Origin of the sequence: Sulfurovum sp. (assembly GCA_026990595.1) — a bacterium.
GTDB lineage: Bacteria > Campylobacterota > Campylobacteria > Campylobacterales > Sulfurovaceae > Sulfurovum.
On record JALXCZ010000011.1, the window covers coordinates 146452 to 170908 of the forward strand.

General features: G+C 41.9%; 27 protein-coding genes. 11 read left to right on the plus strand and 16 right to left on the minus strand.

All coding sequences use genetic code 11. The annotated features are described in order from the left end of the window. Positions 1 to 3: 3 nt before the first annotated feature. Positions 4 to 465, plus strand: coding sequence for a TrmH family RNA methyltransferase (locus MVE01_RS03950; RefSeq protein WP_472560869.1), 462 nt, complete (start codon positions 4 to 6; stop codon positions 463 to 465). Between the two features lie 35 nt (positions 466 to 500). Here MVE01_RS03950 and MVE01_RS03955 read toward each other — a convergent pair whose 3' ends face one another. The 15 genes from MVE01_RS03955 to MVE01_RS04025 form a co-directional block, all read right to left on the minus strand. Continuing rightward, positions 501 to 740: a hypothetical protein gene (locus MVE01_RS03955; RefSeq protein ID WP_472560870.1), complete on the minus strand. Its 240-nt coding sequence runs from the start codon at positions 738 to 740 to the stop codon at positions 501 to 503. A gap of 134 nt (positions 741 to 874) precedes the next feature. Beyond that, positions 875 to 1246 carry an HIT family protein gene (locus MVE01_RS03960; RefSeq protein ID WP_472560871.1) on the minus strand — a complete coding sequence of 124 codons (372 nt, stop codon included), beginning with the start codon at positions 1244 to 1246 and terminating at the stop codon, positions 875 to 877. Beyond that, positions 1246 to 1701: a Sua5/YciO/YrdC/YwlC family protein gene (locus tag MVE01_RS03965; protein ID WP_472560872.1), complete on the minus strand. Its 456-nt coding sequence runs from the start codon at positions 1699 to 1701 to the stop codon at positions 1246 to 1248. Before MVE01_RS03965 ends, MVE01_RS03960 begins: the two co-directional genes overlap by 1 nt. Positions 1702 to 1708: 7 nt before the next feature. Then, complete coding sequence (carB, locus tag MVE01_RS03970; protein WP_472560873.1) at positions 1709 to 4981, minus strand: carbamoyl-phosphate synthase large subunit; 3273 nt, start codon at positions 4979 to 4981, stop codon at positions 1709 to 1711. An 87-nt stretch (positions 4982 to 5068) separates the two neighbouring features. After that, on the minus strand, positions 5069 to 6181 hold the full coding sequence (gene mreC, locus MVE01_RS03975) for a rod shape-determining protein MreC (RefSeq protein ID WP_472560874.1): 1113 nt from the start codon (positions 6179 to 6181) through the stop codon (positions 5069 to 5071). After that, on the minus strand, positions 6171 to 7205 hold the full coding sequence (locus MVE01_RS03980; RefSeq protein ID WP_472560875.1) for a rod shape-determining protein: 1035 nt from the start codon (positions 7203 to 7205) through the stop codon (positions 6171 to 6173). The genes mreC and MVE01_RS03980 overlap by 11 nt, the downstream gene beginning before the upstream one ends. A gap of 27 nt (positions 7206 to 7232) precedes the next feature. Beyond that, entirely contained in the window at positions 7233 to 8456 is a 1224-nt protein-coding gene (gene clpX, locus MVE01_RS03985; protein ID WP_472560876.1) for an ATP-dependent Clp protease ATP-binding subunit ClpX, read from the minus strand. A 19-nt stretch (positions 8457 to 8475) separates the two neighbouring features. Beyond that, entirely contained in the window at positions 8476 to 9255 is a 780-nt protein-coding gene (gene lpxA / locus MVE01_RS03990; RefSeq protein ID WP_472560877.1) for an acyl-ACP--UDP-N-acetylglucosamine O-acyltransferase, read from the minus strand. A gap of 13 nt (positions 9256 to 9268) precedes the next feature. Then, on the minus strand, positions 9269 to 9718 hold the full coding sequence (gene fabZ, locus MVE01_RS03995) for a 3-hydroxyacyl-ACP dehydratase FabZ (RefSeq protein ID WP_472560878.1): 450 nt from the start codon (positions 9716 to 9718) through the stop codon (positions 9269 to 9271). A 78-nt stretch (positions 9719 to 9796) separates the two neighbouring features. Beyond that, positions 9797 to 10876, minus strand: coding sequence for an epoxyqueuosine reductase QueH (locus MVE01_RS04000; protein WP_472560879.1), 1080 nt, complete (start codon positions 10874 to 10876; stop codon positions 9797 to 9799). 101 nt (positions 10877 to 10977) lie between these two features. After that, positions 10978 to 12012 (minus strand): lipid-A-disaccharide synthase, encoded by a 1035-nt coding sequence (lpxB, locus tag MVE01_RS04005; RefSeq protein ID WP_472560880.1) that lies wholly within the window; start codon positions 12010 to 12012, stop codon positions 10978 to 10980. A 45-nt stretch (positions 12013 to 12057) separates the two neighbouring features. After that, on the minus strand, positions 12058 to 12540 hold the full coding sequence (locus MVE01_RS04010) for a SixA phosphatase family protein (RefSeq protein ID WP_472560881.1): 483 nt from the start codon (positions 12538 to 12540) through the stop codon (positions 12058 to 12060). Beyond that, a complete protein-coding gene (locus MVE01_RS04015) occupies positions 12533 to 13075 on the minus strand; it encodes a hypothetical protein (protein ID WP_472560882.1) in 543 nt (180 codons plus the stop codon). The genes MVE01_RS04010 and MVE01_RS04015 overlap by 8 nt, the downstream gene beginning before the upstream one ends. A 342-nt stretch (positions 13076 to 13417) precedes the next feature. After that, positions 13418 to 13765: a hypothetical protein gene (locus MVE01_RS04020; RefSeq protein WP_472560883.1), complete on the minus strand. Its 348-nt coding sequence runs from the start codon at positions 13763 to 13765 to the stop codon at positions 13418 to 13420. Then, positions 13762 to 15141, minus strand: coding sequence for a Na+/H+ antiporter NhaC family protein (locus MVE01_RS04025; protein ID WP_472560884.1), 1380 nt, complete (start codon positions 15139 to 15141; stop codon positions 13762 to 13764). Before MVE01_RS04025 ends, MVE01_RS04020 begins: the two co-directional genes overlap by 4 nt. 18 nt (positions 15142 to 15159) lie before the next feature. Between MVE01_RS04025 and MVE01_RS04030 the strand changes: the two genes are divergently transcribed. Then, the gene (locus MVE01_RS04030; protein ID WP_472560885.1) at positions 15160 to 15879 is read left to right on the plus strand and encodes a L,D-transpeptidase family protein; all 720 of its coding nucleotides are present in this window, start codon (positions 15160 to 15162) and stop codon (positions 15877 to 15879) included. Here the strand turns inward: MVE01_RS04030 and MVE01_RS04035 are convergent. Continuing rightward, positions 15848 to 16732 carry an energy transducer TonB gene (locus MVE01_RS04035; protein WP_472560886.1) on the minus strand — a complete coding sequence of 295 codons (885 nt, stop codon included), beginning with the start codon at positions 16730 to 16732 and terminating at the stop codon, positions 15848 to 15850. The two genes, MVE01_RS04030 and MVE01_RS04035, sit on opposite strands and share 32 nt — an antisense overlap. Before the next feature lie 96 nt (positions 16733 to 16828). On the opposite strand from MVE01_RS04035, the gene hemL reads away from it, so the two are divergent. From hemL to MVE01_RS04080, 9 genes are all read left to right on the plus strand, one after another. Further along, entirely contained in the window at positions 16829 to 18121 is a 1293-nt protein-coding gene (gene hemL / locus MVE01_RS04040; protein ID WP_472560887.1) for a glutamate-1-semialdehyde 2,1-aminomutase, read from the plus strand. A gap of 10 nt (positions 18122 to 18131) precedes the next feature. After that, entirely contained in the window at positions 18132 to 18521 is a 390-nt protein-coding gene (locus tag MVE01_RS04045; protein WP_472560888.1) for a VanZ family protein, read from the plus strand. 9 nt (positions 18522 to 18530) lie between these two features. Beyond that, a complete protein-coding gene (locus MVE01_RS04050; RefSeq protein WP_472560889.1) occupies positions 18531 to 18836 on the plus strand; it encodes an AtpZ/AtpI family protein in 306 nt (101 codons plus the stop codon). Then, positions 18823 to 19365, plus strand: a complete 543-nt coding sequence (locus tag MVE01_RS04055; RefSeq protein ID WP_472560890.1) for a hypothetical protein — start codon at positions 18823 to 18825, stop codon at positions 19363 to 19365. Before MVE01_RS04050 ends, MVE01_RS04055 begins: the two co-directional genes overlap by 14 nt. A gap of 27 nt (positions 19366 to 19392) precedes the next feature. After that, positions 19393 to 20106 (plus strand): peptidoglycan recognition protein family protein, encoded by a 714-nt coding sequence (locus MVE01_RS04060; protein ID WP_472560891.1) that lies wholly within the window; start codon positions 19393 to 19395, stop codon positions 20104 to 20106. Further along, complete coding sequence (locus MVE01_RS04065) at positions 20106 to 21635, plus strand: sodium:solute symporter (protein WP_472560892.1); 1530 nt, start codon at positions 20106 to 20108, stop codon at positions 21633 to 21635. Before MVE01_RS04060 ends, MVE01_RS04065 begins: the two co-directional genes overlap by 1 nt. Continuing rightward, positions 21635 to 22795 carry an anhydro-N-acetylmuramic acid kinase gene (locus MVE01_RS04070; protein WP_472560893.1) on the plus strand — a complete coding sequence of 387 codons (1161 nt, stop codon included), beginning with the start codon at positions 21635 to 21637 and terminating at the stop codon, positions 22793 to 22795. The genes MVE01_RS04065 and MVE01_RS04070 overlap by 1 nt, the downstream gene beginning before the upstream one ends. After that, a complete protein-coding gene (locus MVE01_RS04075; protein ID WP_472560894.1) occupies positions 22788 to 23723 on the plus strand; it encodes an aminoglycoside phosphotransferase family protein in 936 nt (311 codons plus the stop codon). The genes MVE01_RS04070 and MVE01_RS04075 overlap by 8 nt, the downstream gene beginning before the upstream one ends. A 304-nt stretch (positions 23724 to 24027) precedes the next feature. After that, positions 24028 to 24457, plus strand: a 430-nt coding sequence (locus MVE01_RS04080) for a nucleotidyltransferase family protein (protein WP_472560895.1), incomplete at its 3' end; no start/stop codon positions are given.

The window sequence follows — 24457 nt, forward strand, 5'->3', positions numbered from 1 at the left end:
ATCATGACCTTCGCATACAATAAGACCATTACTCAGGGGGCACACCGTTGGGTTGAACGTATTCGCATAGAGAATGAAGAGAAAATCAATTTTTTAAAGCAGAAACAGAAAGAAGGTTTTCAGGTAGTTGTGACCCATTTGGCACAAAGTGCCGTCTCTTTCAGAAAGGTTGACTATACCAAACCGACTTTGCTTGTCATGGGAAATGAGAAAGATGGTGTGAGTAAAGAGGTTATTGCTCTAGCGGATAAGGTGATCATCATCCCTATGCAGGGTATGGTGCAGAGTTTGAATGTCTCAGTGGCAACCGCACTCATACTCTATGAAGCAGAATATCAGCTTGAAAATGCCCGAAGGTATGCTCTGCCGCAACTCACAGAAGAGCAAAGAGGAAAGATACGGGATGAATGGCTCTATAGAGATGTGATCGCCCGCAGAAGCAAGGGGAAGATACCTTTAACATAAAATAATCTTTATTGCTACTGGTTTAGTAATTTTTATTATGTTTCTTGCGATATAGATGTCCAGTCAGAAAGACTTTTTGGGACATTTTCTGCTTTGTTTTCTAATGTGTCCCACTCTACATAATCAGTATTGAATTGAGCAACATCCTGTGCAGCTTTTTGGGCACTTTCATATTCACCAAGCATCTCATCATTTATCCAAAGTTGGTACAGGTAACGACCTAACTGTCTAATAGTAAAGGTTCCAATATCAGCATTATAAATATACTTCTTCATCTATTTTCTCCATTATATCTAGTCTAAAGTACAGTTTCTGTGATCCAGAAATGTCTTATGATTATTGTAACATAAATTCATATGTTATGCTAAAGGGAACCTCTAATAAGAATAGATACAGGGTTGTAAGTTCTCTATGCGCTTTTAACTGCTTTGACAACATTCTGATAAAAAGTGCCAAAATCAGGCAGATTGAGTTTTGCTTCTCTTTGTTTTTTACCCCACATAGGTTCAGGAAAAAAACTGTCTTCTTCAAAACGTGCCATAATATGCCAGTGTACGTGCGGCAGGTAATTACCAAAAGAGGCAATGTTGATCTTTTTTGGTCTGTAATACGCCAACATCTCTTTTTCAATGACATCAAGCAGATAGTAAATATCAAATTTGATATCGGCAGGTACCTCACTCATCTCTCTGTAAGGGTGCTGTGTAAAGATCTTCAGCCAGGGGATCTCACTCTCTTCACTCTCTATCTTAATTGCTTCATTTTCATAGATCACTGACATTAACGTATCCTTTTTATGGTGTAATTTCCAAGTTTGTAAATGCTGGAAGCTTGATTGCTCTGTTTTAGTGGTGTAACGATGACATCTGCTGCCTCTTTGGCAAAGTGCTCGTTGTAAGGTTGATTACTGAGGTTTGCAGAGGTCGTATATGCCCATTTAAGACGGTTTAAGAGCAGAAGATGATGTTTGTCCTTCACAACACGGTAAGAGTAACTGTTTGGCATGATAAAGGTTGTTTTAGCAGAACGTCTGACTCTGTTCTTATGAAAAGAAGGTACACGGGTAAAGGTTTTCAGCGTTTGAAGGCTGTCGAGAGCTTTAATGTAATGCTTATGAGGAGGACGCTGTTTAATAGCTGTAAGTCTGTCTGAATTTTGTGAAACAAAACCGATAGTTGTATCGGTTTGAGTCAGAAAAACCAAATTTTTAAACTCTTTGCTGCTCACTGCTTTCACGGCTCACCTAACTAAGATAGTCCTGCAATGCTTTAGGTGCTAAACATCCGTTTGCAGCTTTAAGTTCTTTAATTGCCATAGCAGTTGCTTTTGCAGCCGCTAAGGTGGTGAAATAGGCTACATGGTTTGCAAGTACTGATTGTCTGATGGTCTTTGCATCACTTTTACTTGATGAATTGTCTGAAGTATTGATGGCGATGGCTATTTCTTCATTTCTTATCATATCGTCAATATTCGGACGACCCTCGCTGATCTTGAGTACTTTTGTAGATACCACACCTGCATCTTGAAGTGCAGTATGTGTCCCTGAAGTTGCGACGATCTCAAAACCGAGATCCGTGAACATTTTACCGACTTCACCTGCATTCGGTTTGTCTGTCTGCGTAAGTGAAAGGAATACTTTTCCTTCAAGCGGAATATTGTTCTTGGAGGCGAACTGTGACTTGGCAAAACTCATACCGAAGTTCTCAGAAATACCCATGACTTCACCTGTAGATTTCATTTCAGGTCCCAAGATAAGGTCAGAACCCGGTAACTTGTTGAATGGGAAGACTGCTTCTTTGACAGCTACATGGTTTTTGAGTGTCGGCTCCATGATCTTTTTGTCGAAGTTTACGACATGAAAGGTGTCGTAGAATTTCAATGCCTCTTTAAGATCACCCTGTATCATAACCCTCGTTGCCACTTTGGCAAGCGGTACACCGGTTGCTTTGGAGACGAACGGGACAGTGCGCGATGCTCTTGGGTTGACTTCAATGAGGTAGATCTCACCTTTATGGATGGCATACTGAATATTCATAAGGCCCACAACACCGAGATTAAGAGCAATCTTCGCAGTCTGCTCTTTGACTTCTTCCTGAAGTTCAGCAGAGATGCTTACCGGAGGTAGTGAACATGCAGAGTCACCGGAGTGGATACCTGCTTCTTCGATGTGCTGCATGACTGAACCGATGTAGACATCTTTACCGTCACAGATGGCATCAACATCCAGTTCTATGGCATTGTCAAGGAATTTGTCGATAAGTACCGGTGCATCATGAGAGACAGAGACTGCTTCATCCATATACTGCTTGAGTTCCTCATCTGAATAAACGGTTTTCATACCACGTCCGCCAAGCACGAATGAAGGACGTACCAGTACAGGGTAGCTAATACGGTTTGCTACAATGATGGCTTCTTCTTTGGCAAATACTGTACCGTTATCCGGTTGTTTAAGACCAAGATCATTGATAAATGTAGAGAAGAGTTCTCTGTCTTCAGCAAGATCGATGACCTTTGCAGTAGTTCCTGAGATCTTAGCCCCGATAGCGGTAAGATTTTTAGCCAGCTTCAATGGTGTCTGCCCACCAAAGTGTACGATAACCCCGTCCGGGTTTTCAAGTTCAATGACACTTCTCACATGCTCAAAGTCAATTGGTTCAAAGTAGAGAATATCAGATGTATCGTAGTCTGTAGAGACTGTTTCAGGGTTACAGTTGTACATGATAGACTTAATTCCCATATCTTCAAGAGCAAATGCTGCATGGACACAACAATAGTCAAACTCTATCCCTTGCCCGATACGGTTAGGTCCACCACCGATAACAAGTACTTTTTTACCTTCGGTAGGCTTAGGTACCATTTGCTCACTGAGCTTGTCGAAGTGGGTGATATTGGTTGTAGAATAGAGGTAAGGGGTGAGTGCTTTGAACTCTGCTGCACAGGTATCTACTTCGTTGTATTCCAGTGTAATGCCAAGTTTTTCTCTTGCAGTATAGATATCATTCTCTGTAAGGTTTAGACCCTCTTTGGCATTGATAACTTCAGCGATCATAGGATCAGAGAAACCTTCAGATTTGACTTGACGCAATCTTGTAGCATCTGAAAGCAGGGCAATGTCCATCTCTTTTTCTCTATAAGCCAACTCTTCGAGTTGATAGAGGAACCATCTGTCGATCTTGCAGAGATCAAAGATCGCATCGACACTCATACCGCGTCTTAATCCTTCAAATACATAAAGCATACGACTCTCATTTGGACGACGGATCTCTCTTACAAGCTCTTCACCGTCACATTGGATAGGGTTAAACCCTGTAAGTCCGGTCTCCAGTGAACAAAGTGCTTTTTGGAAAGACTCTTTGAATGTACGACCGATACTCATAGCTTCACCTACGGACTTCATAGCAGTAGTCAGTGTAGAGTTTGCAAGAGGGAACTTTTCAAAGGTGAATCTAGGGAGCTTTGTCACAATGTAGTCAATGACCGGCTCAAACGATGCAGGTGTACCTGTAATGTCGTTAGTGATCTCATCAAGGGTGAATCCAACAGCCAGAAGAGTAGCTACTTTTGCAATGGGGTAACCTGTTGCTTTGGACGCCAATGCAGAAGAACGGCTGACTCTCGGGTTCATTTCGATGACGATCATACGACCGGTATCGGGGTTAATAGAGAATTGAACGTTTGATCCACCTGTATCGACACCTACTTCACGCAGGATCTTGAAGGAAGCATCTCTCATGTTCTGGTACTCTTTGTCAGTAAGTGTCAAAGCAGGAGCGATGGTAATGGAGTCCCCTGTATGTACACCCATAGGGTCAAAGTTTTCGATGGAACAGACAATGATACAGTTGTCTGCTCTGTCACGGATGACTTCCATCTCATACTCTTTCCAGCCAAGCAAAGACTCTTCAATGAGAATCTCGGAGATAGGAGAAGCTTCAAGTCCGCCTCTAACGATCTCTTTGTACTCATCCATATTGTATGCAACACCTGAACCGCCGCCTGCCATGGTAAATGAAGCACGGATGATAAGCGGAAAACCGATCTTTTTGGCAGCATCAAGTGCTTCGTCCATATTGTAGGCATATTGGGAGATGGGAAGATCCATGCCGATCTTGATCATTGCTTCTTTGAATTCTTGTCTGTCTTCACCTTTTTTAATGGCTGCCGGGTTGGCTCCAAGGAACTTTACTTCTTTAAGCATACCTGCATCATGCATATCCATTGCAACATTCAGTGCAGTCTGACCACCCATTGTGGGTAAGATAGCATCTACATTCTCTTTTTCAATGATCTTGGAGATCACTTCCGGAGTGATAGGTTCAACATAGGTTCTGTCTGCAAACTCAGGGTCTGTCATGATCGTTGCAGGATTGGAGTTTATCAGTATGACTTTATAGCCTAGCTCTTTAAGTGTTTTAGCCGCCTGTGTTCCGGAGTAGTCAAATTCACAAGCTTGACCGATAACGATCGGGCCTGAACCGATAAGTAAAATAGTGTTGATGTCTTCGCGTTTTGGCATGGAGATATACCCTTGATTTTTAGTTCGATATTATACGTTAAAGAGGCTCAAAAAGCCCTTAAGAGAGTCCTTTCCTAAGGGCTTTTTTTAGAAGAGATCCAAACTACTTGGTTTAGACTTGGTTTTAGGCTTGGATTTGTGTTTTTTACGTATTCTTCTCTTTTTTACTTTCTTGACCGGTGCAGGTGGTGTGATTTGCTCTACAGGTGCTTCAGGTTCTATGGTATCTTCTTGCGTCTGATCGATTCGGCTTGGGATACTGGAGATGATAGGCAGTGTCTGATTGTGCTCGGGTACTATGATGCCACTTTGATTCATATCATTACCTGAAATAACGGAACGATTCATATCTGTAATGGATCCAGAAATACATTGTGCAACAGCAGGTTTTGGCAGATGCGTGGTGTTGCTGTCAAAGTTCTCTGCAAGGGTGGCTTTTGCATTATTGATGAGGAAAAAAGTTTTAGGATGGAAAATATCACTATAGGTTTTAATATGGGCCACTTTATAGGAGCTTTGTACCTCTACTTTTTTCACTACTCCTACAGGAATACCGGCAAAGAAAATATCATCCAGACCTGAAGTGACCACCCTGTCTCCTACAGCAATTTTATGCCATTTGGGAATGAATTTGATGATCATTTCATTTTTCTCTACTCCCATTGCGATACCGGGTGCCTGTTCTTTTCCGATAAAGACAGAAAAACGGCATTTATCATCAGAAGTGAGATATCCGTAGAGTTGATTGTTATGTACTTTTGCAGTACCAGCTACCACAGTACCCTGGATAAGTCCGTAAAGTTTATCTTCCATGAGTGCTTTGGGTTTAGTGAGAATAATTTGTGAAAAACTGTTAAGTTTTACATAAGATATCGTCTCTGCAATAGAAATATTATGTACAGGAAGTTTAGAGAGTTTTGGAAGTATCTCGTAAATATTTTTGATCTGTTTGATGTAGTGTGTCTGCTCAAGCAGGAGTTTACGTAAAATACGATTCTCTTTGCTCAGTTTTTCTATAGACTCTTTTTGGAAGATATAGGAGTGGCTTTTATCTTCTATATTTTGTGTAAAATTCTTATAGTTTTGCTTGATAGGGTTGATAATACCCAGCAGCGTATCGGCAATACGCTCATCATTTCTTGTCAGGAGTACTGTTAATACCAATAACAGTATAACAATAATAACCAGTCTAGTCTTCATATGCCATTTGCTGGAGAATATCTATTTCATCAAGTGCTTTACCTGTACCTTTAGCTACTGCAAGAAGAGGATCTTCAGCAATATAGACCGGAAGCTTTACTGCATCCGAGAGGTATTTATCCAAACCTCTGATAAGGGCTCCACCTCCTGTAAGAACGATACCGTTCTCTACAATGTCGCCTGCAAGTTCCGGTGGTGTCTGCTCCAGTACATCTTTGAGCGCATCAGCGATCTCTTCAAGAGAATCTTTCATTGCAGCTCGAAGGTGTTCAGAAGTAATATCGATAGAAGCAAGACTACCTTCTACCTGGTCTCTACCCCGAACAGCAGTACTAAGTTCTTCTTCCAAAGGTACTGCTGTACCGATCTTGATCTTGAGTTCTTCTGCCACACGATCACCGATAAGAAGGTTGAAGTTCTTTTTGATGTAGTCAACGATCGCCTGGTCAATATGGTCTCCTGCGATACGGATGGATTTACTGATCACAAGTCCACCAAGAGAAGTCACACCTATCTCAGTAGTTCCCCCGCCAATATCCACAACAAGGTTACCGTTTGGATCTTTTACCGGGATACCGGCACCAATAGCAGCTGCCATAGGTTCTTCAATGAGATAGACATATCTTGCTCCTGCATTTTCAGCAGAATCTTTTACAGCACGTCTCTCAACCTGTGTCAATCCGTAGGGTACGCAGATAATGATACGGGGAGAGAAGAACCCTTTTCTTTTATGTGCTTTTTCAATAAAATAACGGATCATCATCTCTGTGACTTCAAAGTCAGCGATAACACCATCTTTCATAGGACGGATCGCTTTAATGTTCCCTGGTGTTTTCCCTACCATATCTTTTGCTTCCTGACCTACTGCCAAAATACGCTGCTGACCATGCTTGTCATATTGTATAGCAACTACTGAGGGTTCATTAATACTGATTCCCTGACCTTTAACAAGTACAAGTGTATTTGCTGTCCCCAGATCAATAGCAAGATCGTTGGAAAACATTCCCAATAATTTTTTAAACATCTATTTTATCCTTTTATAATGGCGTCTTTACGCAGTTTTTTTATTTTTTATATACAGAGGTTTGGAGCCTGTTTCTACTACATCTTCAGTAATGATGACTTCATAGCCTTCAAGTTCGGGAAGTTCATACATGATGTCAAGCAGTACATCTTCAAGAATGGAACGCAGTCCTCTTGCTCCAGTTTTTCTGTCTATAGCTTTTTGTGCAATAAGATTCAATGCCTCTTCTTCAAAACTGAGTTTGACATTGTCGATTTCAAAAAGTTTCTGATACTGTTTGACCAAAGCATTTTTAGGCTCTACCAAAATACGTACCATATCTTCTTTACTGATCTCACCCAGGGTTGCCAGTACGTGAAGACGTCCGATCAGTTCCGGTATAAGACCGAAAGAGACAAGATCTTCCGACTCCACAAGATGAAGGAGATTTTCTTCTTCTTTTTTGGAGCGTTTAGTCTGACCAAATCCTAAAGTATTTGAACCTAGTCTTCTTTTGAGTATGTCATTCAGTCCGTCAAATGCACCACCGCAGATAAAAAGAATATTGGAAGTGTCTATCTGAATGAAATCCTGATTAGGATGCTTACGTCCGCCTTTTGGCGGAATATTTACAACAGAGCCCTCAATAAGTTTGAGAAGTGCCTGCTGTACCCCCTCGCCAGATACATCACGGGTAATGGAACGGTTTTCCCCCATTCTTGCTATTTTGTCTACTTCATCGATAAATACGATCCCCTGTTCTGCCAGTTTAGGATCACCATCCGCTGCCATCAGCAATTTTGTAAGGATGTTTTCTACATCTTCACCGACATATCCTGCTTCTGTAAGGTTCGTTGCATCTGCAATAGCAATAGGGACATTTAAAAATCTGGCAATGGTCTGAGCCAGAAGTGTTTTCCCTGAACCTGTAGGACCTATGAGAAGTACGTTTGATTTTGCAATCTGTGTATCATTGTCTTCAACAGTATCTCTAAAAATACGTTTATAGTGGTTATAGACAGCTACAGAGAGTGTCTTTTTCGCATTCTCCTGACCGATAATATAGTCATCTAAGAGGGCATTGATCTCTTTAGGTGTATAGAGCGTATGTACCCCCATATCTGTCTCTTTCTCTTCGGGTTCTTCTTCTCCAAAAAGGATCTTGTAGGCAGAGATCACACAGTTTGAACAGATATAGGCACTCTCTCCGGCAATGAGCGGATTCTCTTCACTCTCATTGGCAGAACAGAAACTACATTCTTTAATTGGCATATTTTATCCTCATATCTTTTTATTTTCTTGTAAAAGGGATACCTCTTTTAGAGGTTTTGATAAATTTACAAAGTGTTTTTACTTTCTCGGAGTCACTTGTCTCAAAGAGTCTTTGGGCTGCTTCCTGTAAAGGGTTACCTTGTTCAAAAAGTTCTCTATAAGCGACTTTGAGTGCATTGATCTCTTCTCTTTCCATCTCTCTTCTCAGTCCGGTAAGATTCAGACCGCGCAGACTTGCACGGTTACCTTCTGCCAGGCAGTAGGGTGGAATATCCTGTGCCAAAGCACTTGCCCCGCCTATCATGGCATAGTCACCGATGTGTACAAATTGATGTATGGGTGTGAGACCGCCAATGACGACATGGTTACCCAGTTCTACATGTCCTGCAAGTGTTGCACCGTTTGCTAAGATACAGTGATCACCCAGAATTACATCATGACCTAAATGCACATATCCCATTAAAAGGTTTCCGTTACCTATTTTGGTCACAGAACCACCGCCTTTTGTCCCGGGGTTGAGAAGAGTAAACTCTCTGATGGTATTATTGTCGCCAATAATGAGCTGTACGGGCTCTCCGTCATATTTAAGATCCTGAGGGATCGTCCCCACTGCAGCATGAGAGAAGATACAGTTATTCTTACCGATTGTTGTATCTCCTTCTATTACAGCATGGGATGCTACGGTCGTGTTGTCCCCGATCCTTACTTTTGGACCGATGTATACAAAAGGACCGACAGAAACATTGTTACCTAGGACGGCACCTTCTTCTATGACGGCGCTGGGATGGATTAAAGACATAGTGAACCTACTTTTATTTATCTACGATCATAGCTTTAAGCTCGGCCTGAGCTACGATTTTATCATCGACATAGGCTTTTGCATCAAGCTGCCATACCGCACCTTTGTTTTTGATCACATTGATCTTGTATACAAGCTGATCCCCCGGAGTTACAGGAGCACGGAATTTCGCTTTATCAATACTCATGAAATAAACTACCTTGTTCTCTATCTCTTCCTGTGAAGTATCATCCATACTTTTGAATGCAAGTACGCCACCGGCCTGTGCCATACCTTCAATGATCATAACACCGGGGTAGATAGGATGATCCGGGAAATGTCCCTGAAAGACCGGTTCGGAGATAGAGACATTTTTAAAACCTTCAATATATTCACCCTGTTTGAGATCAGTAATTCTGTCTACAAGCAGAAATGGATATCTGTGAGGTAATATTTTTTGAATTTCAATAACATTATAAAGCACTGGAAAACCTTTAGGTAAAAATTTGGTATATTTTACCTAAGTGTTGGTAAAAAAGTGATAAAAATCATCAGGCAATGATCAGAGCTCTATCAGTGTCTCTTTTACATCGCTGTAAGTCCTGCTTTGCAGCAGTATCTCTATTTTATTTGAGGGTATCTCTTCTACGACAAGAATGGCTGAGAGATCGTAAGCTGACATGCACAATTTGCTGCGTAGTGCTATTTCTGTTTCAAATGCCGGTGGGTTGAAAATGAGTGTGGTCACTGTTGGGTATTGAGTTTGACAGAGGATGTTGTATGTTTCAAGTGTCATGAATTTTACTTCATCACGGTTCATATAGTGCAGATCATTTACAGCGCACTCAATTTTTCCTCTGGTATACTCTCCTTTGAGTGTAGAGTAAGGCAGAAAGTGTGCAGGTGTGATTTCTTTTCTAACCTTCAACAGACCCATCTGCAAACGCCAGTTCAAGAAACGCTGTTTAACGATTTTGTAGGGTTTGTTTTCTTCTTCCAAAGACCATCGCTTCTCATACATCTCTACACGTGCTTCTATGGATTCGGGCTGTATCTGTTGTGAGATGGGGACAAAGAGTTCATCTGCAAGTTTTTTCTGTTGGTCGCGCTGTATGTTCAGTCCGAACATACAGCCGCAGTAGTCCTGACGGTAGAGGGCATCCTCTTTTGCCAAAATGTTCTGTTCCTGTGTACCGGAAGCTTTACGGTAATCGGGGGCTACAAAAGCTATACCGTATTTCTGGGCCAATGCATCACCTGCTGTCTGCAGCTGTTTGAGGGATTTTTTGGGAGAGGTGAGCAGGGTGGAGGTAAATATTTTCTCTCCAAGTTCGGCTGCTTTTTTTGCACTCACTTCAAAGCGTCTGTCAAAGCAGACAGAACAGCGTGCTCCCTTTTCAGGTTCATGCTCAAGTCCACGTACCGCTTCAAGCCAGTTCTCTACGTCATATTCACCCTCTATAAGGTCAATTCCCAGTATCTTGCAGCTTCGTTTGACATCGAGTAAACGCAAATAGTACTCAGAGTAGGGGTGTATATTTGGATCGTAGAAAAACCCTGTGAGTTTTTCCTGGGGGTATTCTGCTTGGAGTTTTTGGAGGAAATAGTGACTGTCAACACTGCAACATATATGTACTAACATATTACCATGCACTCTCGTTCCCACGTTGTACGTGGGAATGTAAATTTTGTAAGATGCATTCCCACGCAAAGCATGGGAACGAGAATTTTATATATCATTATTTATTTGTCCATTATTAGTTTTGCAACATTTTCAGAACTTCCATGTCCCAGGTATGCGCGTAACTCTTCTGCCTTTTTGGCAAAGATCTCTCGGTCGGTATTGTAGTACTCTTTTAGCAAGTTGTCAACGGTTACCTGCTCTTGAAGTATTTCGTTATGCAAGGTAGTGTTGTTGTAATGTGTCAATATAATATTGGCAAGTCCTACTTGTTTGATGCCCAGTAGTTTCGTACCTATAAAGAAGTCTATTTTTTTTGCGATGTAGCTGAGGGTAAAAGGTGTACCTATAAGGGCAGCTTCGAGGGTGGCTGTACCCGAACAGATGAAAGCAAATTCTGACTGAGCCAGAGCACTGTGGGTATTTCTGCTTATTTCAAACATGGAGATATCACCATACCATGAAGTGATCTTTTCGTTTGAAAAGCCAGCAGGGATGATGAGCAGGGCTTTTTTTTCAGAGAACTTCTTGCGTACTTCTTTAAAGATGGGCAGAAGTCTGCTGATCTCACTCTTTCTGCTTCCGGGCATAAAAGCAATGGTGTCGGCATCAACCTCATGCGTGACCTCTATCTCGTCAAGCAGAGGATGCCCGATATACTCTGCTTTTCTTTGCGGATAGTATGCCACCTCAAAAGGAAGTATGCCAAGCAGTCTGTCACAGTACTGCTCCAGCTTCTTTGCACGTTTGGGACGGCTTGCCCAGATCTGTGGCAGAATGTAGTAGATGATCTCTTTTTGAGGATATTTTGCTTTGAGTTTTTTGGCTAAAGGCAAATTAAAACCTGAACTGTCCATAAGCAGTACTTTGTCGGCATCTTTTGCCAGCTCTACCATTTCATCTGCTACTTTAAAGAACCAGCGCAGTTTCTTTATGGCATCTACCACACCCATAATAGCCATCTCTGAGATGTCATAAAGCGGTTCACCCAGTGACTTGTCAAATATACCCATGAGTTCAACATCATGTGTATGTCTGAGTACCTCTTTTAGGTGGAGGTTGGAGGAGGGCTCTAAAGCTGAGATGAGGAGTTTCATAAGTGTATAGTTCCAATAGTGTATTTTGTTAGTATTTTAGCATAATTACTGTTGGTATTTTTTAGGATACTCAAAAAAGAGCTGTTTGCCTTTGTGCGGTGCTGCTTCTTCTTTAAAAATGATGCCGACCACTCCCGCAGTAGGGATGTTGTAGATGGATTTGTTGGAGAGCGTATCATTGAGTGCCGTTAATCCCGGGTTGTGTCCGACAAGCATAAGTGTATCAACCTTTTCAAATGTCTCTTGTATAAGATACAAAAGGCTCATGGCTGAAGCTTCATAGATACGTTCATCAAAACGCAGTTCTCCGCCTAATGCTTCATGGTAATATTTTGCTGTTGTTTTAGCCCGTCTGGCAGGGCTTGAGAGGATGAGGTCTGGTTTGATGCCTTTGTCTTTAAGCAGTGCTGCCATAAAAGGAGCGTCTCTTTTGCCGCGTTTGTTGAGAGGTCGTTCAAAGTCAGAAAGACTCATATCATCCCAGCTTGACTTGGCATGTCTGGCGATGTAGAGGGTTTTTTCAGGCATCTTTCTTCTCCAGCTTTTTGGGCTTGTTTTCAATCGCTTTGACCTCAATGGCCGGAAGTTCCCGGTATCTGTCACGTTTGCTTCGCAGGTAGTAGCCGCCCATGGCACCGGCACTTGCCGAGATCACAAGTAGACCTGCCGTGACCATCTGTGCCATTACAAAGAGTGCACCCACACCGATGAGTCCTGCAAATGACGCACCCACTTTAAAGTTGGCTTTGGCATGGGCACGGGAGGTCTCTTTAATGATCTTTTTTTCTGCTTCTTTGTGTACACGCATTTTGGCACGTTCTGCATTGATCTTGATCTTCTCCCGCTCAGAGGCGAACTCCTCTTTTACGGCAGAGACAACATCTTTGCTGTGATGTTTGGCAATAGAGTTGAACCAAAAGGCAATCACAAGGGCAATGAACAGAGCAGGGACTCCAATGCGTAACAGACTCTCTGTAGTGAGTGTACCTGCGTTAAGCAGTACCAGACTGAACAGAGCCAGCTGAGCGATGACAATACCGAAGAAGTATTGAAGGAGTTTCACGTGTTTGCCTTTAATTGTTTTTGATTATTTTAGCATAATATTGCCGTAGGGTGTTGTACCCTTACAACACCACTCTCGTTCCCATGCTTCGCGTGGGAATGCATATATGAATTATTTTTAGAATATTTAATTGATGATGAAGAAATCAAAGTATTTGTTCCCACGAGAATCGTGGGAACAAGATAAATTGATAGTAACGAATTTAATTCATTCTCTTTTTAATTTAGATGAAATTTTAAAAAAGAGTAAACCCATCAAAAAGAAAATTAAAAAGTCACCTATGACATATCCTGTTAAATAATATACTGATTCATCAGATGGAATGGTACTTTTTTTATTTTTCTATGAATAATAATATTCATTCCATTCTCCTCTCCATAAAGACAGAAGATATTCATTTTTAGGTATTTTCGTAGTAGATGAAAAATTATCATTACTAATTTCATATTGAAGATAATTAAAAGCAATACTAGTATCATTTTGATCATTAATCCAATTTTGCAATTCTTGATGTGTTGGTAATTTTTCTAAAGAATTGATATATTTAGCAGTCTTATCAAAAATTTTTTGAATTTTTTGATTGTGTTTTAGTGTACTTCGTAGAGCTATTTTTTGTGAAAGTGCTAATAGGGAAATTAAAATAAATATTACACCTATAAAAAATGATATATATCTTACAATTTTTTTCACACCATCACCCACCCAGCCACTAAAAACGCAACCCCAGCCAATACTCCACCGATCAAAGCATAAGGCAACTGTGTCCTTACATGCTCCACATGGTCACAGCCTGCTGCCATGGAGGAGATGATGGTAGTGTCGGAGATAGGGGAGGCATGGTCTCCGAAGATGCCTCCGCTGATAACCGCACCGATGACCAGAGGAATATCCAAGCCCATGCTTGCTCCCAATGCAAGCCCTATAGGCATCATGATGGAGAAAGTTCCCCAACTGGTACCTGTAGAAAATGCAGTGATACCGGCCACCAAAAAGATGAGCATAGGCATGAGGACAGGGGAGATGTTCCCGCTAAGCAGGTGGGAGAGGTATTTGGCTGTACCAAGGTCACCGATGACCTTACCGATGAAGATGGCGAACATCAAAATGAGCATAATGGGGATCATCTCCCCAAGACCCTCATAAAAACTTTTGAAGTATGCTTTGTGAGAGAGCATTTTGGTACTTACATAGTACACATACATAAAGAGCAGGGTGATAATGATGGCATAGTAGACAGAGGTAGAACCTGAACCTTTGAAGATGTCACCTTTGCCTGTGAGATAAAGCCCAAAAGGGACGGCAACCACCATCACAATGAGAGGCAGCAGCATAGGGAACGGTGTACTCTTTCCTTCATGATGCAGATGCTCTGCTCGGTAAGGCTGAGAGGACGCATACTTCATGGAACCAATATTAATATTTAAAAATATAACTCCTAGGACTATCACCAAAGTAAAGAGTGAATAGAAGTTGTAGGGAATGGAAGCAATCAGTAGAGAAACGCCGTCTCCCTGAATAACATTTCCATCTATGGCAGTGACAATGAGCCCAAGCAGTAATGCGCCCCATGCATTTAAAGGAATCAGTGAGCAGATTGGGGCAGAAGTGGAGTCACAGATGTAGGCGAGTTTTGCTCTGCTTACACCGTTTTTGTCACACAGAGGCTTCGCTACCGTTCCTGCTACCAGTGAAGTGATGCTTGACTCTATGAAGATGACCACTCCAATGACATAGGCCAAAAGCATGGCACCCTTGGGAGAGTCTATTTTTTCTGCCCTGTTACTGAGCCAGGTAACAAAACGGTTCACTGAGCCAGAGTCGTTTAAAAGGCGTATGACTGCACCGATCATAAGAGAAAAGAGCAGCGTCTTGGCTATCCATCCTTCACCAAGAAGGTTGATGATGCCGTCAAAAAGAGCCGTGAAAGCAAGGAAAGGGTTGTAGCCGTTCGTAACCAAAAGACCGGCAAATATACCGCCTATGAGAGAGACAATGACATCTTTTGTTATAATAGCCAAAAAGATCGTGAGTAGCGGTATCGCTATTGAGATGATTCCATATTCCATGAGGAGATTATACCAAAGATGAGAAAGATTTTACTTGTATTGCTGTTTACTTTTATTCAGGCTCAAAACATTTCCGATACCAAACAGCTGTTGGTTGTAACTACTAAAAACTGGTCTGCACCAGGCGGTACGATGCAACGCTATGAAAAAGAGGGTAAAGCATGGCATAAAGTGGGAGAACCCATCAACATTAAACTCGGACGTAACGGTCTGGGCTGGGGGAGAGGACTGCATACTATTCCTAAAGATGCCAGCTTCATTAAAAAAGAGGGTGACGGTAAAGCACCTGCAGGTATCTTTACCCTTAAACAGGCTTTTGGGTATCAGCCGTTTGTGGTGGACTACCCCTATGAGGTCTACAGAGCAACTGACCACTGTGTAGATGATAGCAAGTCGAAGTTTTACAACAAGATCGTAGACAGCACCAAAGTCAAAGCCGACTACAAAAGTTTTGAACATATGAAATTCCCTAAAAACTACTACAAATACGGGATCGTGGTGAACCATAACCACATAGACGAAGCAGGAGCGATCCCTGGTGCCGGCTCATGCATTTTCATTCATATCAAGAAGATCCCTACTGCCGGATGTACTGTCGTCTCAGATGAAACACAGATGCAAAAACTCATTGGGTGGCTGGATGCAGACAAAGAGCCTTTACTGGTGCAGGGAACAGAGGAAGTAGTCCAAAAATTAATGAAAGAGATCAATAGAGCCTATATCTCACATAAAAAGTGATCTTCGTTTTGCTCTTAGGTCGTGGATAATCTTTGTAGGCTATACGTATTACATCCAAGGTATTTTGGTCTAAAGCAGTATAACCCATGCGCCTTTTAAGTCTGAGTCCTGTAATGTCACCGTTTGGGTGCAGATAAAAGGTTACAACATTGGTTCCCTGCTGTTGTGTACGCAGGGCAATATCCGGGTAGCCGTTTCTTGTGAGTGTACGTTGGGTAATACGGTGAATGGAGCCTAAGTTCTCTTTAATGAACTGCTTTTGGGCAGGACTGAAGGTATTGAACTCCCTGCCGTAAAGTTGTTTGATCATCCGGTTGACATAGCTCCCTGAAGTGCTTGTTTGTCTTGTCGGATACATAGAAGTACCTGAACCCATAAGTGCATTGGCAAGCGGATCTTTTGATCTTTTTTGTTTTTTTCTGCTCTTTGTATGTTTGACGATCCTTTTTTGAATTTTTTTCTTTCTGCTCTTTTTCTTCACTCTCTTTTTCACTGTTCTTTGGAATTGCTTTTTTACAATTTTTTTTCTGGGAGTTACTTTTGTAACATTATTTTCTTCTCTCTCTTTTTTTTCTACAAAAAGACGTTTTTTGTCATTGAGCAGTTTTTTCTTGACTGTCTGTACCGGGGTAATGATTTTCTTAACAGGCTTTTTTACGATGGGTTGAGGTACAGGGGGTTTCGAAGGGAGAGGGCTTGGTAAGGGAGGTGTAACCACAGGCTTGGCTGCAGGCATGGGCGGTACGAACCGGGAAAGGTTGAGTGTGATCTTCTGTTCTTTACTTGAGGGTGGGGCAAATACTACTTTCTTAAAGGTGAGTATAAAAAGCAGGATTATGAGAAGATGTAACAATAAAGAGAGAAGGGCAGCTTTAAATATTCTGATAATCCTCTCCTTAGTACCTATGGTGTATAATCCATACAATTATACATAACAAGGATTAACCACATGGCATATGACAAAAGTATAGCAGCATTCGAAGAAGCATACAAAGTAATTCCGGGAGGGGTGGACTCACCTGTACGTGCATTTTCGGGAGTAGAAGGAACGCCGCCGTTCATTGAAAAGGGAGAGGGTGGTTATCTTTTTGATATTGACGGGAACAGGTATATTGACTTTGTTCAAAGCTGGGGACCGCTGATCTTTGGTCACTGTGATGCAGATATAGAGTCTTCAGTCATGGAAGCAGTCAAACGTGGGCTCAGTTTTGGAGCACCAACTACGGTAGAGACAGCGTTGGCAGAAGAGATCGTAAGTATGTTTGAGAGCATTGACAAGGTACGTTTTGTAAGTTCGGGAACGGAAGCTGTGATGTCGGCTATCCGTCTTGCACGCGGTGTAACCGGCAGAGACAACATTTTGAAATTTACAGGGTGTTACCATGGTCACTCTGACTCACTGCTTGTTCAGGCAGGTTCAGGTTTGGCAACCTTTGGTAGTCCGAGCAGTCCCGGAGTACCGGCTGACCTTACGAAACATACACTGCTTGCTACCTATAACGATATGGCTTCAGTGGAGAAGTGTTTTGAAGATGCAAATGGGGATATAGCCTGTGTGATCATTGAGCCGATCGCGGGGAATATGGGACTTGTTCCAGCAGATGAGTCTTTTCTTGAAGGGCTGAGAGTTCTGTGTGATAGACATGGTGCACTACTTATTTTTGATGAGGTAATGAGTGGATTTAGAGCTTCACTCAAGGGTGCTCAGGGGATCTCAACTGTAAAACCGGACATGGTAACGCTTGGTAAAGTAATCGGTGCGGGGATGCCTGTAGGTGCCTTTGGTGCAAGTGCTGAAATCATGGCACATCTCTCTCCGGAAGGTCCGGTCTATCAGGCAGGAACACTTTCAGGAAACCCGGTAGCTATGGCAGCAGGGCTTACCAGTCTTCGGAAACTCAAAACCAATCCAAGTATCTATGTAGAGTTTGGAAATAAAGCCAAAAGGCTGACAGAGGGCTTCAGAAAAGCGGCAGATGCCGTGGGTGTACCGATGGTGACAGAAGTAAGAGGTTCAATGTTTGGTTTTTTCTTCTCAGACAAACCGGTAAAGAACTTTGCAGATGCCTGTGAAAATGACACGGAAATGTTCGCCAAATTCCATAAAGGAATGCTTGATCGCGGTGTGTATCTTGCCTGTTCATCGTACGAGACAGGGTTCATTTGTACTGCTACGACCGATGAAATGATAGATACAGCGATCAAAGCTGCCTATGAGACACTTAAAGAGATAAAAAGCTAGAAGAAAAGATTTGAAATTTTTAAACAAAAGCATATATAAGGTTATATTTTTTATTATTGCTACGGCATTAATGCTGTATCCTGTGATGCCCAATGACTATATCTCTTCTTTATATCCGGTAAATCTTAATGATAAAGTTGAACATGCAGGAGTTTTTTTTATATTGTCATTGCTTTTGAACAGAGCATCAGCTACGAGAGGGCATCGTCTGCGCAATGTGGTTGTCCTCTCTCTTTTTGGTGTCGTCATAGAGCTTATACAACATTTTATTCCACATCGCAGTACAAGTTTAAATGATGCTTTGGCGAATATTGCCGGAATATTGATCTTTCAGCTTTTATTTAGTATCTATTTATTTAGTATAAAAAGCAAACAGATAAGATCAAAGAAAATAGAATAGGAGAATAGAATGCATAAGAAACAAGAAGAACCTAAATTAAAAAAAATAGTTGATGCAGCCGATGGGTTAAGCCTTGGTATCTCTATCGTAGTGGCAGTACTCATTGGAGTAGCTATCGGGATAGGGCTGCAAAAGTTGACAGGTAGCGTATGGACACTTTGGATCGGTGTATTCATCGGTGTAGGAGCAGCCATTTTGAATGTCTATAAAGCCTATGCAAAGCAGAAAAAGTCTTTGGATGAACTGGCAAATGACCCACGTTACAACTACAAGAACAGACATCAGGACGATGAGGATGAGGATGACAAGTATTAACAGTAAAATACTTAGAACTCTTGTTATAGTCGACGTGATCATTATTCTGCTCTCTATAATATTTTTTGATATTAAAGTACTTTGGAATACACAAATAGGCTTCATCTCAGCCTCTTTGGTCATGTTGGCTTCTATGAAAAGTTACCGTCGAATGGTTAATGCCAGAGTAGAGCATGGCATTATTACGACTGATGACAGTAAAGATGTCATAGACAAACTTGAAGATCCGCATGATCTTTACAGTGAAGAGATCGTAGAAGACGAAACAGTGGATCTGCGTGATGCCATTAAAGAAGAGAAGGCTCGGATGAAGGAAAACCGACGTTCTCTCGGGCAGACACTTAAAGATACCAAAGCGGCTCTTTCTGTGTACCGTTTGGGTGCTTACGCAGTGTTGATTCTGGGGTTTATGTATCTTAATCGTCACGGACTGCTTCATATCCCAAGTTATATATTGTCACTGAGTGTGCCTATGCTGGTGGTTGTTTATATCCTTTTGGGAAACAAAGAAAACCAAATCCAAGATTAGATAGAATAAGTCCTATAAGGATTTAGAATGACAAAAACGTTACTGCTTTCACTTACTCTCCTAACGCTTACTGCCTGTGCCAAGGAGCCTCAGGCTCTCAAGTGCAGTACAAACCCTATACAACCGCTGCTTCATATCGTAGATAAACCTATAGATTTTGGAAAAGAGCGCATAGCCATGACCAAAGCTTATATTAAACAGCACTACGGCAAAAAGGTCAATACTGTTACCATTACCCCTAGGATCATTGTGCTTCACTGGACAGCCGAGATGGGTTTTGATGCTTCATTTAACCGTTTGAAGCCGCAAAGACTGCTCGGTGACAGAAAAGACATTGCCAATGCTTCGCTGCTCAATGTCTCGGCACAGTTTCTGGTGGCACGTGACGGGACGATCTACCGACTCATGCCTGAGAATTGGATGGCACGGCATGTGATTGGGCTGAATTACTCCAGTATCGGGGTGGAAAATGTGGGAGGTAAAGGGAATAAGGCCGAAGATCTTACCCCTGCACAACTTAAATCCAATATCGCCTTGGTACGCTATCTTAAAGCAAAATACCCAACTATCAAGTATCTCATAGGGCATTATGAATATACACAAATGGAATCAACTTCTTTGTGGCTCGAACGTGACAAAGGGTACAGAACCGTCAAGGCTGACCCTGGTCCAAAATTCATGTCTAATGTGCGTAAAGCAGTAGCTGATCTAAAATTAAAAATGCCTCCAAAAGGGAAGTAATGCATTCTGCCTTTACAATTTTGGATTGGAGTGTATTTTCTGCATATTTTTTAGTATTAACCCTTACCAGCGTCATATTGAGCCGGACAAAGATCAAAAGCACACGCGACTATTTCGTAGGCGGTAACACTGTTCCTATGTTTGCCGTTGCTATTTCTGTCTTGGCTACGTCACAGTCAGCTGCAACTTTCTTGGGAGGACCGGAGTACTCGTACGGAAAAGACCTGACTTTCCTTGGATTTTATTTCTCAGCTTTTTTAGCTGTTGTTTTTGTGGCCAAGGTACTTATTCCAAGATTTTATGCTATCAACGCTGTGACTGTTTATGAGCTTTTAGAAAAACGCTATGGAACCAAAGCTAAAAAACAAGCTGGAGTGATGTTCCTCATCGGTCGTCTATTTGCTTCGGGTGCACGGCTCTACATAGGGGCATTGGCGATCTCGATGATCCTTTTCTTGGATATCAGCCCGCTGCATGTAGCCATTTCCATAGCTATTTTGATGTTGGGTGCTTTGGCATATGCCTACTATGGCGGGGTGAAGTCGGTCATATTTTCTGACATTATTCAGGCAGTGACCTACATAGGTGCAGGTATAGCTGTACTTATTTACCTCTACATGAGCATCGGCGCAGATTTTGAAACCATCTCTGCTACGCTTCAAACAGATAATAAGCTCAAACTGTTGGACTTCTCTATGACAGGTGGATTCAGTGTATGGGCATTGCTTGGGGGATGGTTACTGCTAAACATTGCAGCGTATGGACTGGATCAGGACATGACACAACGTGCTTTAACCTGTAAAAACGCCAAAGAGGCACAAAGCTCCTTGATGATGAGTATTTACCTTACCATCCCTGTGGCTATATTGTTTTTGTGCATTGGTCTTCTGCTTTACCTCTTTTACCAACACCCGGAACTCTCACATCTTAACACGGAGGTGGTACAGAAGTTTGATGGAGAAAAAATCACTATTTTCATGTACTACATCCTCCATGAAATGCCGGAGGGTATGCGAGGCTTGGTTACAGTGGGTGCTGTAGCAGCAGCTCTGAGCAGTTCCAATTCAGTTCTTGGAGCGATGAGCTCAGTAGCCATAGAAGACCTTTATAAACCATGGAAGATGCAGCAGGGTATAACCGATGAGATGTATTTTGTCAAAGCAGGACGTAATGCAGTGCTTCTTTTTGCCGTAGCACTCTCAGCCATGGCAATGCTGAGCTACTACTGGCAACACTACACAGAACTTCCTCTGCTTAGTTTTGCATTAGGCGTGATGGCATTTGCCTATACAGGATTGCTTGGTGTATTTGGGGCAGCTATATTTACCAAGCGTGGAAATGCTACGACTGTACCGTTGGCACTTTTGGGTGGGTTTATGACAGTGTTGTTACTACAACCTTATGTATTGGGTGAACTCATAGATGTAAAACTTGGGTTTGCTTGGCAGATATTAGCAGGGACTGTTGTGGCGTTTGGGGTGATGATGATGGGAAAGAGTGAGCAAGTAGCAGTGAGCAGTGAACAGTAATGGGAAGAAAAGAAAAATACATCGGCATTATGTCAGGTACATCATTAGATGGTGTAGATGTGGTACTCTGTGAAATAGACTCTCAGAGTTGTACGCTTTTACACTCCCTCGAATACCCCATGCCACAAGAGCTAAAAAATGATATTTTAACAATAATAGAGGGTAAAAGTACCCTAGAACAGGTAGGAAAGATAGATCATCGTCTGGGACTACTTTTTACTCAGGCAGTGGGTGCACTGCTTATACGGGAAAATATCGATGCATCAAGCATAATTGCCATAGGATTGCATGGACAGACTTTATGGCATGAGCCCGATGGAGAACACCCTTTCTCTATGCAGTTGGGTGATTCCAACATTATGACTGCTAAAACAGGCATTCCTGTGGTTGCAGACTTCAGACGTAAAGATATGGCTTTGGGTGGGCAGGGTGCACCTTTTGCTCCTGCTTTTCATGAATTTATATTTAAAAATATAAATTCTTCTGTATCTATCGTAAATATTGGTGGCATGGCGAATATTACGGTACTAGGTCAGAAGTTGATAGGGTATGACACTGGCTGTGGTAATGTACTACTGGATATGTGGATAAACAAGCATCAAAATGTAACGTATGACAAAGATGGTACATGGGCAAAGTCTGGTGAGGTAGATTACACACTTTTAGATGCTATGATGGCAGATGAATATTTTTCACAACCTTACCCTAAGAGTACAGGACGTGAGAAGTTCAATGAGGCTTGGTTGGAAAATATGCTATGTAGGGGCGAACCCATGTGTTCGCCAAATATGGATGAGAAAAAAAATATTACCTCTGTGGTTGAAGCAAAGGGCAACCACATGGGGTTGCCCCTACGACGAAATGAAGATGTACAACGTACCTTGGTCGAACTCACAGCACTCAGCATAAGCAATGAAGTGTTAAAGTTCAACACAGACGTTGCTTTACTTTGCGGTGGTGGAGCTAAAAACAGCTTTTTGGTAGAACGTATCAAAGCACTTATGCCTAACGTAGAAGTAGCCATAGCCCAAAATGCAGATGAGATAGAAGCGATGACCTTTGCTTGGCTGGCATATAAACGTATACATAAAGAAAAAGTAAATTTAAAAGATGTCACTGGAGCGAAGGATAATACTATTTTAGGGGCTATTTATGAATAGTATTAAACAATGGTTAGAGAGCATAGGTTGGGGTGACTGGAGTATGGCAGTTGCCTCAGCTGATGCAAGTTTTAGAAGCTACTACCGACTTACTAAAGAGAGTGAAACCTATGTACTGATGGATAGCTCATTAATGATAGAAAGTCTCCCTCCATTTGTAGAGATGAATGAACGCTTAAGTAGTGTAGACGTACGTGTACCACATATAATAGTAAAAAATATGAAACTAGGGTATCTGATTCTTGAAGACTTTGGAAATACCCATTATTTAGATGTTTTAAATACAGAAAACTATCAGGCACTATATAAAAAAGCTATAGATGAAATTATAAAAATGCAACGCTCAGATACAAAAGGGCTTCCTCTTTATAATAAAGATTTTTTACGTTTTGAGATGGATTTAATGCAGGAGTGGTATTTGGAAAAGTATTTAAATATTACGCTTACCGCTGAAGAGAAAAATACCATTGATACAATACTGGAAAGTATAGCCAATGTTGCACTGGAACAACCTCAGGGAGTTTTTGTGCATCGTGATTACCACTCTCGCAATATTATGTTGACTCCTAAAGGGGAGATTGGTATCATAGACTTTCAGGATGCCAGAGTAGGGGCTGTTACCTATGATCTGGTTTCACTTCTGAAAGATTGCTATATAGAGTGGGATAAAGATGAAATAGTGAAACTTGCTTTGTACTACCGTGATGCTGTAGGATTGGATGTGGATAATGCAACATTCATCAAATGGTTTGATTTTATGGGATTACAGCGACACATCAAGGTACTTGGGATCTTTGCCAGATTGCATCTTCGTGATGGGAAGAGTGGGTATTTGAAGGATATTCCTTTGACTTTGAAGTATGTGCTTGATGTGGCATCGAAGTATCCAGAGTTGTCTGGATTGGTGTCTTTATTAAAATCTGTGTAGGGTGTTGTACCCTTACAACACCTTTTATATTTGATTTGTTTTAGTTTATTTGGATTGCCCTTTATTTTAACTGTGGCGTTGTTTCTCTCTTCATTTTTTTAGAAAAAACGAAGCAAAAAAGCGTCGTGACTCTCGAATCGCTTCGCTTTTCTGCCACTAAATGGCGATACCCTCCGTCGCTAAAGCGTAAGTGGGGTGCAAGGGCATTCGCCACGACAGGGGGCACGCTTTGCGTGATTTAATGATATGTGCTATCGCACAGATTACTGTAGAGTGGGCATTCTTGCCCACCGAAAGGATAAAAATGAAAGCTATGATACTTGCTGCGGGGCTTGGTTCTCGTATGCGTCCACTTACGGATGTGACTCCTAAACCTTTATTAAAAGTGGGAGGCATACCGCTTATTGTGTGGCACATAGAGAAGTTGGCACATCAGGGGTTTACTGACATTGTTATAAACATCGCACATTTGGGGTATAAAATACCTGAGGCTTTAGGTGATGGGTCTGACTGGGGTGTGAAGATAGCATACTCTGACGAACAAGAAGAAGGTGGTTTGGAGAGTGCCGGGGGGATAGTGAAGGCTTTGCCTCTACTTGGTGATGAGACTTTTCTTGTGGTCAATGGGGATGTCTTTACCGACTACGACTTCCAAGACAACAGGCACTTAGCAGACGGTATTTTAGCACATCTTATCCTCGTACCCAATCCAGAGCATAACCCTGAGGGTGATT